We start from the raw sequence: 17710 nt of genomic DNA, 5'->3' as shown, positions 1-17710 counted from the left end.
AAAAATAAAGAGGTAATATGGGAATTAAAAAAGAATATACAAGACAAAAAATTAAAACTTCTTTACTTGCTTTTGCATTTTTGTATCGAATCAAAAAACCATGACAAAAAATTTTAGTAATGACCATAATTGGAACTATTATGGGGCTATTCGGGGTATTGTTACTTCAAAATACTGGATTATATGCACTTGGATTAGAAGCTTTTGGTCAAGGTATTGGTAGTTTCTTTTTATATTACATTCAATCCAAAAACCCAGACTCTAATTTAGGTTACATTGTGTTTAACCTTTGCTTCTGATTAATTTATTTTATTTTAAATATTCCTTTGTTAATCTTGTCATGAAAGAAAATTTCACATAGTTTTACCATTTACACAGGTTACTACTTATTTATCTTTACATTAGCTGGGGTAATTTTTGGTTTTATTCCCGGAATTAATGAAGTTTATTTATTCACTAACTTAAAAGCTAATTCACCAGCAATTTTTGTTCAAAATGAAGTACAAGTTGTGTTATGAAACTATGATAAAGACGCAATTAAACACATGGCCATATTCTTATATTCACTTTGTTGAGGTATGCTGCAAGGAATTGCGGCTGTATCTTGCATTATTATCGGATCTTCAACTGGTGGTTTCGATATTTACGGAATGTATATTGCTAAAACTAAACTAAAAGATATTGGCACAGTGTTCCTCTTTTTAAACTTTATATCATTAACTCTTGCCAACATTATGGGTTCTTATGTTCCGGCCTCAATGTCATTAGCACAAAAATCCTTAGATGGAAATAATCCATGAGCACTTGATATTTTCTTTAATTTAAATTATGTCTCAGGGTTTTTTATGTTATTAATTAATGCCTTTATTGTTAACTTTACTTATCCAAAAAATAAATTAGTGCAAACTCAAATCTTCTGTGATCATCCTTTCCAATTAATTGAACAAATTAATCAACTTTCAAATCGTACTTATACTTTTTCGATTGTAGAAGTAATTGGAGGGTATTCTCGTGCTAAGAAATATATGATTACAACTAATACACAATATTTAGATGCAGCAGATTTATTCTTAGTAACGAAGAAAATAAATAAGGATTTATTTATTTCAATTTTGGATCTTAAAAAAGGTGATGGTTACATGTTTATTGAAAAATAAAATATTGCTCATATATTGGGCAATATTTTATTTTTACTTGGTTTTATGCTTTAAAAATTAAAAATTTTATATAAAAAGTGCTTAATTTAAAATAAATATGCTATATAATATTAAACGTATGGGGCAGTACTCAAGAGGCTGAAGAGGTGGTCCTGCTAAGACTATAGGGGAGGCAACTCCCGCGGAGGTTCAAATCCTCTCTGTCCCGCCAGTAATTACTAGGAAACTAGTTTTTTTTATGCATTTTCGAATTTAAAATGAAAATATGGAACAAAAACTAATTTTCCACATTTCAACAGAATTATTTTCTAAAAAATATTTTTTTGTTCTATAATATAGGTATAAACAACAAACATATACCTTAGAGAGGAATAAAAACATGACAAAAAAAGAATTCATTAATGAAGTATCAGAACGTTCAGAATTTACACCTAAAGATGTAGAAAAAGTATTCGATGCTATGGTTTTCGTTCTAAAAGAACAATTAATTATGGAAGAAAAAGTAAGACTATCACACCTAGGTATTTTCTCTACTTCAATCAAACCAGCTAGAACAATGTCAAATAAATTTAAGAAATCTGCAGTTGAACCAGACTACATCGAAGTTCCACAAAGACGTGTTGTAAAATATACACCTTCTAAATACTTACGTGACTTAGTAGACTTCAAAGCTTAATTAAGAATATTTAAAAAACCAGGAAACTCAAGAATTAGTTTTCTTGAGTTTTTCTTTATTTCTTCATATGGTATTGATTTATGATTTTGATACTGTTGCATTATATAAGATAATGTCACTAAATAAAACTCATTATAAAGAGAAAAATAAACAATAACAAAAGCAACCCCATTATGAGTGGCAATTAATTCTAAATAAGCTAATTGGTGTGTTTGAAAGTTGTTTAGATCTAAACGATTTTCATTAGTACTTTTTGCTTCAAAGCAAATGAATTTACCTTGATACATCCCAATATAATCTACTGTAGACTTCCTTAAGCTAAAAGTTCCATGAAATTTATTTTTATTACTACGTGCAAGTGCTTTTAATTTTATTGGTGTAGACTTTTTCTCAATATAAGCAATATCGTTATTTCAATAATAAGTTAGTGTTTGATTAATAATTGTTTCTAAAAACATTCCTCGATTTTTATTGTTCATATATACTAATAAATTAAAAATATGCTATTGTGAACAAAAAATGAACTTTTCTCTACTTTTGTTCACTTTTTGCATAATAAAATTGCAATTTTAAAACAAAAAATCTTATAAAATATGCTGCATTTATATTTAGGTTTTAAATTTAAATTTAATAAAATATATTAAGAAGGTAAAAATGAATAAAATTTTAATAATTGGTAACTGAAAAATGAATTTAACATATACAGAAGCTGAAATGTATATCGCTAAAATTAAGGATCTTTATCAACAAAATGCTTCAGTTTTTAATGACAAAGTCAGTTTCGGAATCGCAGCTCCTTACACGTGTTTGCCTGCCTTCAGAAACCTTAAATTAGATAATTTTGTCTTAGTTGCTCAAGATGTTTCAAGTCATTTAGATGGCTCTTATACAGGGGACGTTAGTGCCACTATGCTTAAGGACTTGAATGTCTCATACGCTATTATTGGGCATAATGAGCGCAGAGCTTACCATAAAGAGGATAATGCATTAATCAATGCAAAAGCTAAACAACTCATTTCAAATGGTATTACTCCAATAATTTGTGTCGGAGAAGACTTGCATGACTTTGAAAGTAGCCAAACTAAAAACGTAATTAAGCAACAAGTACTTGAGTCCAGTGCTAATTTACCACATGATAAATTTGTCATTGCTTATGAGCCCGTTTGAGCTACTGGTACAGGTAAATGTGCTTCATCATGCCAAGCGCAAGAGATTTCTGAATACATTCGTTCTTTAGTGGGTCAAAACTGTCACATTTTATATGGCGGAAGCGTAACTGAAACTAACGTAACTAAATTAATTAATAAAGATGATATTGATGGATTCTTAATTGGCAAAGCTTCATTAAATGTTAAACAATTTTTTGACATACTAATGGAAGTAGCAAATAATGAAAAACAATAAAATTAAAGTCTTTATCGATTTTGAAGCAATTACCAATAACTTTTTAAAACGTTTACCCGGCAACTTAAATATTCAATTTCTACCTTATTGCTATACAATTGGCATGTATCGTGAAAATGATTTAAATAAAGGTTTTATGACCAAAACTTCAATGATGTCATTTAAGAATTTTAATTATCGTGCTTATCTAAATAAGCTGAAATCAAATTTACTAAATGATTTATCTATTCTAGCTAAAGAAGAGATTTCTACAGCTAATTTAAATGATAAAGTCGAATTTTACGGTTGAAATCCCCAAATGGAAAATATTATTTTAAATAAGCTATTTAGCATTAATTGTTTTAATGCTTCAAAATACAATGGTAAGCGCTTATTATCATTAAAAATCGTTGTTCCTCATTTGCATAAGGATGACTATTTCACAGCTACTAGAAGCCTATTTGAAGCTAAACAGCCAGATGTAGATTTAAGTATTTTTGATGATCCAGGTTTTGCAGCAAGCTTTTTAGGTTTTATTCGTTTTCAATTATTTAATAAAACTAAAAAGTCAACTAATAAATTAAACTTGACATTACAAGATTTGCAAGTTATTGATACCGATATTGTTAATTATAATAAAGATGATGTACTGAAACTAGATTATTGTTATCGTAATCAAGATATCATTCTACAGCGTTCAAATCACTTAAATACCATTGATTCAAATATTAATAAAACTACATCAGCCCTTTCACATCAAAAGAAGTTGCTAAATAACTTTACAAAATATGCTAAAAAATGTGAAAAAGTTAATGATGATGATAAATTGTTAGCTTTGGAAAAATATGCAAATGATAAAATTCATGAATGTAATTTGCTTTTAAAGTTTATTAAAAATCTCCCTGAAAATGTTGCTTCACTTGAGGATGCAATCATGTGAGCTGAGTTAAAAATCGAAGCAACGAATGATAAAATTGAGCATTTTAAAAAAGAACGTAAGGAATTTTAAATTACTGGTTTACCAGTATTTTTTTTATAAAAAAATGTGCACTAGGCACATTGTAATTATTATAGGTATGTTTCACTAGGTTTTAATAATTCAAGAGGGAATTCCACAACAATTTTTTTACCAAATGATTCAAGTTCTACAACAGCAATATCTTTATCAACATCAATTAAAGCAATAGGTCCAATTTCACCTTTATATGGTCCATTTATTACCTCAACAAGGTCACCTAATTTAAGTCCAAGTAAATTTTTACCTTCATTAAATAGTTTTAAGTATTCAGCTTCAGCTTTAATCATTTTTCTAATTTCGCTAGCTGATACAGGGGTTGGTTTAGCCCCTTTTCCTGATGAACCAATAATACCAGTAACATATTGAGTGTTACGAATAACATATCAAGCCTCATCAGTCATGTCCATATTAGCGAAGATATATCCTGGGTACATATTTACATATTTAATTTTGTAAGGTTCGCCAATACGTTTCTTTTCCATTTCTTTAGGTGTTAGTGTTGGCTTTGAGTACATTTTAAAAGCACCAAATTCTGTTGCTTCTTGGTTAAATGAATCAGCAACATTTTCAGCCACAATTCTGTTTTTTAATGATTCTAGAACTTGTTCTTCTTTTCCACGAATAGTAGAAATCATATATCATTTAAAATTTGTATTCATCTTGTCTCCTTATTTTGCTGCACCAATTGCAGATCATAATGATGTAAATCCTATTGTTACACCATACACAAATAAAGCAAATATTACTGTAAAGATTATTATTTTAGCTAAATTTTTTCAGTTTTCTTTTGGTGAAGATCATCTAACACGTTTAATGTCTTTGACAATCTTACGAAAGAAATATCTTTTTTTGCGATTTTTTCATCTTTCTTTTAAAGATGGCTTTTTTTCCTCAACTACTACACTAGTATCAGTTGTTTCAGGCATTTCAACTTGTGTTTCATTTTCTAAACTCATTATACTTCCTCTTTATGTAGTGAGTGCACTTTACAGCGTGGACAGAATTTTTTAATTGTAATTCTCTCTGGATTACCTGCGCTTTTAACTGTGACATAATTCTTTTTACGACACAATTCGCAAGCTAGTGATACTTTATTATTTTTCATATGTTTATTTTATCATAAGTTGCAAAATTTGCTTCTTTTTAATGTAAAACTTTATAAGTTTTATTACATTTTACGTAATTTAGTTATTTTTTCAAAAATGTAGAAATTTCTACATTTTTTTATGCCTGAAAAATAGGAATAAACAAATTAAAAATTAACTTGAAATATTATTTTTTTGTACTAGAATTAATATGTAATGGTTAATGTAACATATAAAAAGACTGAATTAAAATATGGTTTCAGTGACTTTATTAGTCTATTACACATTTTGACAATTTTAGGGCACAAGAATACTGCCATGAGCAGCTCTGAAATCGCTAAAAATGCCAACATTAATCCTGTTAAAGTCAGATTAATATTACAAGCAATTGATGACAATGATTGGATTATAAAAAGTCGAGGTCGTAAAGGAGGGTATACCTTGAATGTAGGTTTAAATGACATCAAATGCAGCGACTTGCTAGATGTATTAGACCTAAAGTTAATTAATAAAACTTGGGCCAGTGGTCTCAAGGAATCTGAATGCGTGATCTCACGAAACATAGAAGCAGTAGAACAGGATTTAATAAACTCATTAAATAATGTTATATATGAAAATTTAAAGAACAAAACACTAGAAGATATTAAAAATGATATTTTATCTAGGGAGGCTTAAAATGATAGATATAGAATATGATGTAATTATTATTGGTTGAGGAAAAGCAGGAAAAACTCTTGCAGCTAAATTATCAGCTAATAAGCAAAAAGTTGCTCTTATTGAAAAAGATTTAGATATGGCTGGAGGATCATGTATTAATGTTGCTTGCTTGCCAACTAAAGCTTTGATTCACAGTGCCAAAATTAGACAGCAAGCAGAATCACATAACCTTAATATGACTTGAAAAGAAAAAGAATCATATTATAGAACAGCACAAAGATATAAGAAAGCGTTTATCAAAAAAATGCACAATGATAGCTATGATCAAATTATGAGCAGCGAAAATGTTGATATATATGCTGGTACAGCTAGCTTTCTTGATTCTCGCACAGTTCTTGTTGAAACCCAAAATAAATTAGTTAAAGTACGTGGAAAGAAAATTGTTATTAATACAGGTTCTAAGGCTGTTAGATTAGACCTAGATACTAAGTCAAAAAATGTTTATTACTCAGACGCAATCTTAGAACTAACTACATTGCCAAAAAGACTACTTGTGATTGGGTCTGGTTTTATTGGGTTAGAATTTGCAAGTATGTATAATAATTTTGGTAGCAAGGTAACAGTTTATAGTAAACTTCACAACTTTTTACCTTCAGAAGATTATATGGATTCATATAGTATTAAAGAAACCATGCAAACTCAAGGAATTATTTTTGAAAATAATGCTGAAATTATTGCTATTAAAGATTACAGCAGAGGTACAAAAGTTACTGCCATCATTGATGGAGAAGAAGTTGAAGAAATGTATGATGCTGTTTTAGTTGCAATTGGTCGTGAGCCAAATATTGATCGTTTAGGTCTATCTAAGGCTGGTGTCATGATTGATAAAAATGCAATTAAAGTTGATGAAAATTTAAAAACTACAGCTGATAATATTTGAGCTGTTGGTGACTGTAAAGGTGGTCCTTTCTTCACATATGTCTCATTAGATGATTCAAGAATTGTATTACCTCAATTATTAGACAAAACTAATGAACGTAATTTAAACAATCGCCCACCAATTCCTTTCTGCTTATTTATTGATCCCGCATATGCACGTGTTGGGATGAATTGTAAAGATGCTGATGCAAAAGGCATCAAATATGAAATTAAGCAATTATATACATCATCAATCCCAAAAGCTAAAACAATCCACGAAACCTATGGAATAAATAAAATATTAGTAGATAGTGAAGGTTACATTATTGGGGCAACATTATTTAATTATCAAGCTGATGAAATGATTAATTTTATTTCATTAGCTATTGCTAAGAAAATTAAATATGATGAATTAGCCAACTTTATCTACACACATCCAACATTCATGGAAAGCTTAAATTTATTTGGATAAGAAAAAAGCACAAATGTGCTTTTTTTATATCTCTTATTCTTTTACTGCTTGTTGCATAGCTTTTTTGCTTCTAATAGCCTGATAAAGTTTGTATCCTTCGACACAAATTGTAAGAACAAATGCAAGTAAGATAGGAATTAATCAGTACACTACTGAATAAGAACCTGGAAAACTTAAAAAGTCAACATTACCAAATAATTGGTTAATACCTGGAATAAAAGCTGATCCCAGCATACAAATCATACTAAAGCCACTTGCTAAATAAACTAATTTGTATTTGGTTAGTGAGCATTTAAAGATGCTGTTTTTTGACATTAAGTTTAATGAGTTAATACTTGATCCAACTCCTAAAGTTATAAAGGCAGCAGAAGATGTTAACATAACAAATTCTGATCCCTTAATTTTTTGACTGCTTGCATATAATCCCACTATTAAATAAGAAAGTAATGCTGCAAGAGAAAGAATTACACTGTGTATAATTAAACGTTTTCCAAGACCATCAGCAAAAATGCTTTGATTTTTATTAATTGGCTTATGGTTCATAACATCAACATCACTAGGCACCATTCCAAGTGCAATAGCTGGTAATCCATGTGTTAATAAGTTAATTCATAATAGTTGAGCTGCAGTTAGAACAATAAATTCTTTATCATCAATTGCATCCTTAAAGATAAATCTAAAGGCAAATAGCCCAACTAACATAACAATAATTTCAGTTAATGAAGAAACTAGTAAGTTTAGAATAACTGTCTTAATACGAATAAATGTTTCTCTACCTGACTTAACAGCACGCACAATGGTGTTAAAGTTATCGTCAGTTAAAATAACATCCGCAGCTTGTTTCGAAACATCAGTTCCAGTAATCCCCATAGCACAACCAACGTCACTAGCTTTTAAGGCTGGAGCATCATTTACTCCATCACCTGTCATAGCCACTACTTGGTTATGTGCTTGTCAAGCTTTAACAATTCTAAGTTTGTCAGATGGATTTACTCTAGCATAAACTGAAATATGTTGTACTTGTTGAGTTAATTCTTCATCACTCATATTTGCTAGTGTAGTACCATCAATAGCTTTATCACCTTTTTCAAAAATACTTAAACTACGTGCAATTGCTACAGCTGTAGTTAAGTGATCACCAGTAATCATAACTGTTTTAATACCAGCACGTTTAGCTTCCTCAATACTTGCTTTAACATTTGCTCTAGGTGGGTCAATTAAACCAATCAATCCAGAGAAAATTAAGTCATGTTCATCTGCAAGTGTAATAGTGGAAGTATCTTCTGGTAGCATTTTGTAAGCTACAGCAATAACTCTAATTGCATCATTAGATCATTCTTCATTCATTTCACGAACTTTTGGATCTAATTTAACAGATTTACTAAAAATAACATCAGGTGCTCCTTTAGTAATTAAAATCTTTTGTCCATTAGGTGCTTTAATAAGAACTGACATCATTTTACGATCACTGTCAAAAGGTAAGGCAGCTAGCTTTTCAAATTTTGAATAGAATTCTTCTTTTGAATTTCCTTTTTCTAGTCCAAATCTTAGAATAGCTGTTTCAGTAGGGTCACCTACTTCAACATAATTACCATTTTCATCTAAAGTAACTTGAGCATCAGTACATGCTACAAAACTACCTAAAGTTTGTGATTTAGTTAATTCTTGTACTCCTTGAGCATCATAAAATTTAACCACTGTCATTTTATTTTCTGTTAATGTACCTGTTTTATCTGAACAAATAATGCTTGTTGAACCAAGGGTCTCTACAGCAGGGAAAGCTTTAATAATAGCATTTTCCTTGGTCATACGTGAAACACCTATAGCGAGTAGCACAGTAGTGAAGGTTATTAATCCTTCAGGAATAGCAGCTACTGCTAGCGAAATACCTATAATAAAGGCATTTGAATATAATTGTGGGTTAACTCAATCATTACTAAAAGCCCCAGTTAAAATAATTTGAATTATAGTTGAAGCAAATAGTAAGATAATCCCTGAAATTCCAAAGATTTTAGATAACTTATCTAATTTAATTTGTAAAGGTGTTTTTGGAACTTCTTGTTCTTGAATACTTGAGTTGATTTTACCAACTTCAGTATCTTTTCCGATTTTTTGTACTAATGCAATTGCTCTACCTGTAACACAATATGTACCGGAGAAAATAGTGTTGTATCTATCTCCTAGTGGTAATTGTTCAATATTAGCAATTTCACCAACTCTTTTATCTACAGCTAAAGCTTCTCCAGTAATAGCTGATTCAACTACACTAAAGCTAAAAGCTTCAACAATTTTAGCATCTGCTGAAATCATATCTCCAGCTTCAACCACAATTAAGTCTCCAACTGTAACTTGTGAAGATGGAATTGAAGCCATTTTGCCATCACGAATAACCTTAGCATACAGTTCATTGCTTTTAGCTAGAGCCCGGACAGCTTGATCACTTTTAATCTCTTGATAGGTACCAAGCATAGAATTTAAAGCAACTACTATCAAAATGATAAAAGGTTCAATATATGCAATTGCAATTTGTCCATTGGTTTCTAGGTTACCATGCACATGTTCATAAATTGTAACCCCAAAAGAAAAGGCAGCCGCAATTAATAACAAGATAATCATAAAGTCTTTAAATTGAGCTAAAAAGATCATGAAAACACTTTTACGTTCTTTGGCTTTGATTGTATTTTCACCTAAAGATGCAATTCTTGCTTGGGCTTCTTCTTGAGTTAAACCAGACTTCAGGTCTGTATTTAATAAATTCTCCATTATTTATATCCTTTCTAAAAACATGATAATTATATTATTTTTTATATAAAAAATAATGACGACTATGGCTAGATTTCTTTGTGAACTTTTAGTTTTTCAAATAGGTCATTTTCTAATTCTGAAATGTTATAAATATGCTCCATAACATCAAAAGTTTCTTTTAAATTATTTCTAGCATTTTTTCATCCCGATAGCCCATCGGTGATTCAAACAAACTTAAAATTAGAGATATTTTGTGCTTCTAATGCTAATGTTTTATAGCTTCTGGCTGTTTCATTTAATTTAGAACCTGAACTTGAATAAAAATTACATTCGATAGCATAAATTGTATCTTCAGTTTTTATAACAAAATCAAAACGTTTAGCAGTTTGGCCATCATTTGATAATGCGTCTAAATTTAAATTAAACATATGTTCTACATCGGCTAAATAAATCTCTTTAAAATAAGTTTCATTTAATCTGAAACCAGCTTTTTTAATATAACCCTCAACTAAATCTTCCATCAACTTGCCACCACGATTTTTACGCGCATTTGCATTTAAACCAGCTTCTACGCCTATGGCATAGTCGATAACATTATTTATTAGATTACTTTGTAATAATTGAAATAATCCTGTTTCTTTCATAAAATAAACTAAGTCATTTAAATATTGTTCCATGTCATTTTGGTTCATTTTTTCTAATGATGCAGCAAGGTTAAAATCATATGTTTTTGAGCCCATTTGATCAGTGCAATATATTTCAGATTCTCTTTTAGCTATCAGCAATGGAATAACATCCACTACTGCTGGATATTCCTTACATAGTTGTTTAAAATCTTGTTCAATATTTTGACTACCAACCAATGAATTTAACATATTAAGCTTAAGGCGCATTATATTAATGTTTTTGTACACTGTTTGGAAGTCAATATAATAGTTATAATTAGCAATACTTGTTTTAAAGTTGTTAAATCATGTATTAAAATCTTTTTTATTCATTTTTATCCTTTGTTTTTATAAAACGTTTTTTAGTTATCTCTAAATATTGTTCTTCCATATCAATACCGATATATCTTCTTTTTAACTTATAAGCTGCAATACCAGTTGTACCACTCCCATTAAATGGATCTAGCACTAAATCATTCTCCCTACTAGAAGCAAGTATTATTCTTTCTAGTAACTCTAATGGTTTTTGAGTTGGATGCTTGCCAAACATTTTCTCAGCTTTGCTTGGCAGTTTAATATTTCATACATCCTTCATTTGTTTATTATCATTAATCTTCTTCATTAATTCATAATTAAAGAAATGTTTTTGTTTTTTACCATTAATAATTTTGCGTGCTCATAAAATTGTTTCAGTTGAGTGGGTGAAACATCTACAGCTTAAATTAGGTGTAGGATTAGGTTTTTGTCAAGTAACATTGTTTATGATAGAAAAGCCTTCTTGCTCAAGTGCAAGCCCTATTGAATAAATATTATGCATTGTACCTGAAATTCAAATAGTACCTTCGTCTTTTAAAACTTTATAGCAGTTTCTAATTCATTTACGATTAAATTGATGCTTTTCTTTTAATTCAAGAGGAGTGTCTCATTTGGCTTTAAAGACCTTTACTTGCTTTCCAAATTGACATGAAATGCCATCTCCTGATAAAAAATAAGGAGGATCAGCAAAAATCATATCTACTGACTTGGGTTCTAATTTTTTAAGCATTTTGTTACAGTCAGATAAGTACAAAGTAAACTGTTCTTGATCATTAAAATATTTTTTCATATTAATAATTCGTGATAATAACTTCTTCTACAGCACCACGACCAGATCCTTTGGAATTAATCATTCTCTTTGCGTGAATAACTCTAATATTAAAGCCTTTATATAATTCTTGAATTAATGGTGTATTATGGTTTGAAAGCATAACATAAGCTCCCTTATCACTTAACATTTTAAAGCATTCAGCTAAATCCCTTTGTGCTTGAGCATCAAAGCCATCTTTTCCATATGATACAAAGCCTGTTTTATCCGGATATACGTCATATGGTGGGTCTAGATAGATAAAATCATTTTCCTTGGCATTCTTGACAGCATCTTGGTATGTAGTAGAAAGTATTTTAATTTTGTTTTGTTTAAAAAAATTAAAAATTGCATTAAAGTTTTCTAAATCAAAACAATTAACTTTTTCTTTTTTACCAAATGGAACATTAAAATAACCACTTGAATTTTCTCTATATAATCCATTAAAACATGCTTTGTTTAAATAAATTAATCTTGCTCCAATTTCAGAAATTGATTTCTTTCAAAAATCTGCTTCACGATCTTGTTCACGAATAGAATAATAATATTGCTCACTATTATTATTTTCATGTATTTTAAGTTTTTTTATTAACTCATGAAATGCAGTTTCATTTTCAAAACATTTAAATGCACTCATTAGATGAGAATTTAAATCATTAATTACAGCTTTTTCTGGTTGCAATGAAAAAAATAATGCTCCGCCACCCAAAAATGGCTCATAATATGTATTGAATTTATCTGGGATATATTTCTTTAATTCAGGTAGAATTTGCGTCTTTCCGCCTGCTCATTTAACAAATGGTTTAGGTTCACTCACTTGACTATTTGTAAATAGTGTAGAAACATTTATGTTCAATGCTTGTGCTATTTTAGCTACAGTTTCAATTGTTATATTCACTTTTCCTGATTCTATTTTAGATAATTGCCCTCTATCTAGTAGAGCAACTTCAGCAATATAATCTTGTGAAACTTTTTTTTCTTTTCGAATATTTTTAATATTATTTCCTACTATTTTTTTAATCATATTTCTCCCTTGCGTTTATTATATCAAATGTGTATTAAAATACACAAAATAAAGCAAAAAGAAAATTAAATATATTTTGAATTTACACCATTGGAATAAAAAACTTATAAGCCTATAGCTTATAAGTGATTAATTATAATAATTCAATCCCTTTTGTGTGCATTTCTTCACGATATTCTTCAGGTCAAAATGATGCCTGTACTTCGCCAATGTGAGCTTTTTCAAGTAAGTACATTGAAACACGACTTTGCCCAATTCCTCCACCGATAGTTAAAGGAAGTTTATGCTCAACAACATGTTGGTGGTAAGGAGAAAGTTTTTTAACTTCTTCTCTGCTTAAACCACTTTGTTCAACTAATGATTGATCATTTACCCTTATTCCCATTGAAGAAAGTTCGATAGCTTGATTAATGACATTTGAATAAACAATTAAATCACCATTTAATTTTCAGTCATCATAGTCAAATGCTCTAGCTGAATGGATTAGTCCTGATTTCATTGGGTATCCAATACCATAGATGAAAACAGCACCATGTTCTTTTGCAATTGCATTTTCTCTTTCTTTAATGTCAAGGTTTGGATATAAATTTTCTAATTCTTGAGCTGAAATAAAGAAAACTTCTTCTGGCATTTCATCTTCAAGTTGATAGTATTTAAGTTTTAAAAGTTTTTTGGTTACTTTTAAAGAATCATAAATTAATTTAACTGTTTTCTTTAAGTATTCTAAGTTACGATCTTGAGCTAAAATAACTAGTTCTCAGTCTCATTGATCGACATAGTATGAATGTAATAAATCTAAATCTTCTTCTTTTCTAATTGCATTCATATCAGTATACAAACCTTCATAAGGTAAAAAATTGTATTTTTTTAGTGCATCTCTTTTTCATTTTGCAAGTGAGTGTACAACTTCTAACCTTTCTTGTTTATCTTTCGGCAAAAATCAAACAGGTTCTTCACCATTAAGTCCATCATTTAACCCTGATGATTTAGAAACAAATAGTGGAGCAGTTGCTCTAGTTAAGTTTAGATGAACTTTTAACTGTTCTTGAAAGTATAATTTTAGATCCTGAATGGCACTTTGAGTTTGTCTGACATTTAATTTTGAGTGATACATGATTTCTCCTAAAATTCATAATGAATCTTATTTAATATTTCTTAAGTTTTTTAGCTAATTTTTAGTTCTGTTTCATATTCTTTAAGTTTTTGAATAGTTGGGACTACACTATCACCAGATAGAAGTTCAATATTTCCTATAGGAAGACTGTCAATATATGCTTTGATTTCATTTTCTTTTTCATTTAATTCTTCTGATTTCGCTTTTTGGCCAAGAAAATTTTTTAATTTTAAAGCTATTGCTTGAATTTCTTCTGTTTCGTTCATTAATCTTTGATAATCTTGTTCTAACGTTTTTATTTTATTGAAATAATCAGCTTGAATATCTCTTAACTGACTAAGTGATTTAGTAGTAAAATCTTGTTTTAAAAACTCTTGAATATTTTTAGCTTGTTGCAATAGGCTATTTTGACCTGTATTGTATAGTTTTCCGCGACTAAAAGTTTTAATATAGTCATTAATATTATTAACACTTGTTGTTTTTAAAATTTCTAATATTTTATTTCTATCACTTATGTATCTATTAATAATATTGTCCAAGATTACCAATTTATCTAATTTCATTTTTAATTCTGCTGATGAATCTGCATTATTTGCAATTAAATTATTTAATTCTTTTTTCCCATTTGCAACATAATCTTTATCATATTTATCAATTTCCGCTAGTAATGAATTAATATTTTCAATCTTAGAATTCATTTGTCGTTTTATTTTATCAATAGCTTCTTTTTCTTCTTTATCACGACTTAAAATAGCATCTCTTTCAGCTGTTACTTCAGTAATTGTTTGTTGTAAATGTTTAAGTAATTCAGCTAGTTTCTCATTAGGAATATTTAAAGTTGTAATGCCATTTAAATAATCTGATAATTTTGTATGTAATTCTTTTAATTCATCTGTATTTAATGTATTCAATAAACCAGTTTTTGTTTCTTGAATTAAGTTTGTAACTTTTTGACTTATAGAATTATGTTGTTGTGTGTTTTCATTTAATTCTTCTAAAAGTTCGTTTAATTGACTATTTACTTTTTGAATATTATCTAAGCTTTCATTAGCTATATTTTGACTTAATGTTGAAACTAAATTTTCTTTAGTTGTAGCATAATCAACATCTCAAGTTTTAACTTGTTTAATTAATTCAAGAACTTTTGTATTAAGTTGATTATATGAAGCAATTAATTCTTCTTTTTGTGTTTTATAAGTGCTGTTTTTTTGCTCTATTTTAACAATTAAACTTTTTATATTATCTAATAAGTCATTTAATGAGGCTAAATTTTCAACAGAATTTTGGGCTTGTTCAAAACCATTTAATTTTGCTTGTAATGTTTCAAATTCAGCTATTGAGTATTGTTTTAATGTTTGTAATTGTTCTTTTGCACTTGTTATTTTGATTGTTAATTCACTTTGCAATTGAGTAATTTGATTCTCAGCTTTTTCTTTAATTTGAATTAAAGCAGTTTTCTTTTCATTTATTCCACTATTAAATAAAGTTATTTGTTCATTTGATATTGTATTTATTTTTTTAACTGAAATACTTGTTAAATAATTTGTAAACTTATTTATTTCTGGTTTTAATGTTTCGAATAAAATTTTTTGTAAATTTAATCCATCTACTCAGCTTTGCGCTTCTTTTACTTGTGCTTGTAAACTATTAAAACTTGCATCATAGCTTGAAATTATTTTATTTATTTCATCAATTAAAGTTTCGATTTCTTGATCAGTTAAATTCTTTTTGATATTATCTTTGTACTTTTCATATTCTTCTGGATTAATTTGAGCAAGTAAATTAATTTTATTTACCAGCTCAGTCATCTTGTTATCAGCGATTATAGGTTTGTCAGGTTCTGGGGTAGCATTAGTGTTTTCTGCTTTTGGATTTCCACAAGAAACCACAAGTGATGTGGTTGCTAATGCAGCTATACTTCCATTTAATAAAATTCATATTTTTTTCATTTTTCTCCTAAATAAAATATATTTTTTATAATATTATAATTTTACAATAAATGCAGAAAAAAGACTGCTTTGAGGCAGCCTTTTAACATATGGGGCGAATGACGGGATTCGAACCCGCGAATGACGGGACCACAACCCGCTGTGTTAGCCACTTCACCACATTCGCCAATTAGTAAATATATTATAACTAAAAGCAATAATTTTCCAAATGCTTTTTTAATATATTTTAATGGCTGAAATTATATTAATTTATGCAAAATTATGTTGAAAAAAGTTTTATATTATTCATAAAAACTATTTCGAGATATAAAAAGTGATATCCATTTTTAATAAATATGACTTATATTGTCATTCATTTTTTAGTATGAACAGAAACAATATAAGAAATATCACATTATTTTATATTTTATATTTTCTTTCTATTCATTATTAAGTTTAAAGTATATATCCTTAATCTTATCTATTTCTTTATCAGAAAAACTACTAATTTTAAACAATTGATCATTTACTTGTAAATCAGCTGTTGATGGGTTATTTTTTAGCTTTAAAGCAATATCACTTAACTGAATTAATTTATTTTCATCAATTAATATGTCATTTTGACTTGCTATTCAAGAGTCTGTATAAGATACTACTGTTGATGTAACTGGATACTCAGGTTCGGGAATATTCATATCAATAGCGAATTTATATGCTTTTATTGATTGTAATTCGTTGAATTTTTCAAATATTTTATCATCAGAACTAGGTAAGTTAATAGAAGGAAGTGGTGTTACCGGTGTATTAAATTGCAACTCATTTTTAGATAATTTCTTATTTTTATTACAAGACTTATCTATAAAATTTGATAAATTAGTATATGAGTCTGCACTAGAAAAATTACGTGCTAGTACAATGTTAATAACTGATTTTTTTGTTTCTTCGTTATTAACTACCTTAATTATTGGTTCTAATATCGAGCTATTAATTATTAAATTCTTTTTCAGTTTCTGATTTATCCTTGAAAGTCGGGAATCAATCAAGAAATTTTACAAAATGCTTTCTAATATTTTCAGAATCAAAAGGATCTGCTTTTGCTTGTTTTAATAAATTGTCTCACATACTTATTTCATAATTATTTAATAATAATAATTTGCTGTTTTTTATTATATTGAAATCAATATTGCTATTAAAGTTATCTTTAATATAACTTCAATATTGTTTTCATATCGCATGATCTTTTGTCCCAAATATTGAATTTAATTTTTCATACATTTTTCTTTCATAGTTATATTTCTCATCTTCATTCTCGACTATTATTGACTTCACTTGCCTTTTTGATTAGATGCATTTATATCTTTTATGCTATAACCAGTTAGTAAGACAACATTTACAAATTTATTTAGCATTAATTTTCAGTATGAAATATATGAATCAATCATTTGTTTATTATATTTACTTTCATCACTAGAAATAATACTTAATACTGCTGGTTTAATCCATCAATCAAAATATTTTTGGTGTTGAATATTGTTATGATTAATTTCCTTAGAGAATGCTATTAAGTTTGATAATTTAATATTTTTATCATTCTTAATATCTTGTTTTGTAACGTTAGTTTTGTAGGCTTGATTAAATTCTTGCAATTTTTTATCTTCATTATTGTATGAAATTGCAATTATTGATGTAGGTGCTACAATTACGGGCGTAACACCTAATATTTTGATATATAGTCATTTTTTAAT

The 17710-nt window shown here is 28.4% G+C and carries 19 protein-coding genes and 2 tRNA genes; 7 read left to right on the top strand and 14 right to left on the bottom strand.

The features are described from left to right. Positions 1-17: 17 nt before the first annotated feature. From ACNQ12_RS00775 to ACNQ12_RS00765, 3 genes are all read left to right on the top strand, one after another. Positions 18-1157: a YitT family protein gene (locus tag ACNQ12_RS00775; protein WP_416754354.1), complete on the top strand. Its 1140-nt coding sequence runs from the start codon at positions 18-20 to the stop codon at positions 1155-1157. Positions 1158-1277: 120 nt separating this feature from the next. Then, positions 1278-1368: transfer RNA gene (locus ACNQ12_RS00770), tRNA-Ser, on the top strand. A 150-nt stretch (positions 1369-1518) separates the two neighbouring features. After that, positions 1519-1833, top strand: a complete 315-nt coding sequence (locus ACNQ12_RS00765; protein WP_418036945.1) for an HU family DNA-binding protein — start codon at positions 1519-1521, stop codon at positions 1831-1833. Here ACNQ12_RS00765 and recU read toward each other — a convergent pair. Beyond that, positions 1830-2312, bottom strand: a complete 483-nt coding sequence (gene recU, locus ACNQ12_RS00760; protein ID WP_418027195.1) for a Holliday junction resolvase RecU — start codon at positions 2310-2312, stop codon at positions 1830-1832. The two genes, ACNQ12_RS00765 and recU, sit on opposite strands and share 4 nt — an antisense overlap. Before the next feature lie 175 nt (positions 2313-2487). Here recU and tpiA point away from each other — a divergent pair, with 175 nt between their 5' ends. Beyond that, on the top strand, positions 2488-3237 hold the full coding sequence (gene tpiA / locus ACNQ12_RS00755; protein WP_416754356.1) for a triose-phosphate isomerase: 750 nt from the start codon (positions 2488-2490) through the stop codon (positions 3235-3237). Then, positions 3224-4225, top strand: coding sequence for a hypothetical protein (locus ACNQ12_RS00750; protein WP_416754357.1), 1002 nt, complete (start codon positions 3224-3226; stop codon positions 4223-4225). The genes tpiA and ACNQ12_RS00750 overlap by 14 nt, the downstream gene beginning before the upstream one ends. A gap of 59 nt (positions 4226-4284) precedes the next feature. Here the strand turns inward: ACNQ12_RS00750 and nusG are convergent, their stop codons facing one another. From nusG to rpmG, 3 genes are read right to left on the bottom strand one after another with little or no spacing between them, the layout of a single operon-like run. Continuing rightward, positions 4285-4893 (bottom strand): transcription termination/antitermination protein NusG, encoded by a 609-nt coding sequence (nusG, locus tag ACNQ12_RS00745; RefSeq protein ID WP_416754358.1) that lies wholly within the window; start codon positions 4891-4893, stop codon positions 4285-4287. Positions 4894-4902: 9 nt separating this feature from the next. Then, the gene (gene secE / locus ACNQ12_RS00740) at positions 4903-5190 is read right to left on the bottom strand and encodes a preprotein translocase subunit SecE (protein WP_416754359.1); all 288 of its coding nucleotides are present in this window, start codon (positions 5188-5190) and stop codon (positions 4903-4905) included. After that, on the bottom strand, positions 5190-5339 hold the full coding sequence (rpmG, locus tag ACNQ12_RS00735) for a 50S ribosomal protein L33 (protein WP_416754360.1): 150 nt from the start codon (positions 5337-5339) through the stop codon (positions 5190-5192). The genes secE and rpmG overlap by 1 nt, the downstream gene beginning before the upstream one ends. 196 nt (positions 5340-5535) lie before the next feature. On the opposite strand from rpmG, the gene ACNQ12_RS00730 reads away from it, so the two are divergent. Continuing rightward, positions 5536-5994 (top strand): Rrf2 family transcriptional regulator, encoded by a 459-nt coding sequence (locus ACNQ12_RS00730; protein WP_416754361.1) that lies wholly within the window; start codon positions 5536-5538, stop codon positions 5992-5994. A 1-nt stretch (position 5995) separates the two neighbouring features. After that, positions 5996-7366, top strand: coding sequence for a dihydrolipoyl dehydrogenase family protein (locus ACNQ12_RS00725; RefSeq protein WP_418019037.1), 1371 nt, complete (start codon positions 5996-5998; stop codon positions 7364-7366). 33 nt (positions 7367-7399) lie between these two features. On the opposite strand, the gene ACNQ12_RS00720 is transcribed toward ACNQ12_RS00725, so the two are convergent. The 10 genes from ACNQ12_RS00720 to ACNQ12_RS00675 all read right to left on the bottom strand — a co-directional run bounded on the left by ACNQ12_RS00720 (position 7400) and on the right by ACNQ12_RS00675 (position 17611). Next, positions 7400-10129 (bottom strand): cation-translocating P-type ATPase, encoded by a 2730-nt coding sequence (locus ACNQ12_RS00720; protein WP_418036874.1) that lies wholly within the window; start codon positions 10127-10129, stop codon positions 7400-7402. Positions 10130-10197: 68 nt separating this feature from the next. Next, the gene (locus ACNQ12_RS00715; RefSeq protein WP_418036872.1) at positions 10198-11109 is read right to left on the bottom strand and encodes a type II restriction endonuclease; all 912 of its coding nucleotides are present in this window, start codon (positions 11107-11109) and stop codon (positions 10198-10200) included. Beyond that, positions 11102-11881 carry a DNA-methyltransferase gene (locus ACNQ12_RS00710; protein ID WP_418036870.1) on the bottom strand — a complete coding sequence of 260 codons (780 nt, stop codon included), beginning with the start codon at positions 11879-11881 and terminating at the stop codon, positions 11102-11104. The genes ACNQ12_RS00715 and ACNQ12_RS00710 overlap by 8 nt, the downstream gene beginning before the upstream one ends. Position 11882: 1 nt before the next feature. Then, positions 11883-12923 carry a Dam family site-specific DNA-(adenine-N6)-methyltransferase gene (locus tag ACNQ12_RS00705; protein WP_418019034.1) on the bottom strand — a complete coding sequence of 347 codons (1041 nt, stop codon included), beginning with the start codon at positions 12921-12923 and terminating at the stop codon, positions 11883-11885. A gap of 133 nt (positions 12924-13056) precedes the next feature. After that, on the bottom strand, positions 13057-14037 hold the full coding sequence (gene asnA / locus ACNQ12_RS00700; RefSeq protein WP_418036868.1) for an aspartate--ammonia ligase: 981 nt from the start codon (positions 14035-14037) through the stop codon (positions 13057-13059). 50 nt (positions 14038-14087) lie between these two features. Beyond that, on the bottom strand, positions 14088-15986 hold the full coding sequence (locus ACNQ12_RS00695) for a coiled-coil domain-containing protein (RefSeq protein ID WP_418036866.1): 1899 nt from the start codon (positions 15984-15986) through the stop codon (positions 14088-14090). Positions 15987-16076: 90 nt separating this feature from the next. After that, positions 16077-16152, bottom strand: a tRNA-His gene (locus ACNQ12_RS00690). A 253-nt stretch (positions 16153-16405) separates the two neighbouring features. Then, positions 16406-17008 (bottom strand): hypothetical protein, encoded by a 603-nt coding sequence (locus ACNQ12_RS00685; RefSeq protein ID WP_418036864.1) that lies wholly within the window; start codon positions 17006-17008, stop codon positions 16406-16408. Then, positions 16950-17294: a hypothetical protein gene (locus ACNQ12_RS00680; RefSeq protein ID WP_418036862.1), complete on the bottom strand. Its 345-nt coding sequence runs from the start codon at positions 17292-17294 to the stop codon at positions 16950-16952. Before ACNQ12_RS00680 ends, ACNQ12_RS00685 begins: the two co-directional genes overlap by 59 nt. Continuing rightward, positions 17282-17611: a hypothetical protein gene (locus ACNQ12_RS00675; protein ID WP_418036860.1), complete on the bottom strand. Its 330-nt coding sequence runs from the start codon at positions 17609-17611 to the stop codon at positions 17282-17284. The genes ACNQ12_RS00680 and ACNQ12_RS00675 overlap by 13 nt, the downstream gene beginning before the upstream one ends. Between the last annotated feature and the right edge of the window lie 99 nt (positions 17612-17710).

Origin of the sequence: Mycoplasma paraquilae (assembly GCF_048284415.1) — a bacterium.
GTDB lineage: Bacteria > Bacillota_I > Bacilli_A > Mycoplasmatales > Metamycoplasmataceae > Mycoplasmopsis.
This window is presented reverse-complemented; position numbering and strand designations above follow the sequence as displayed.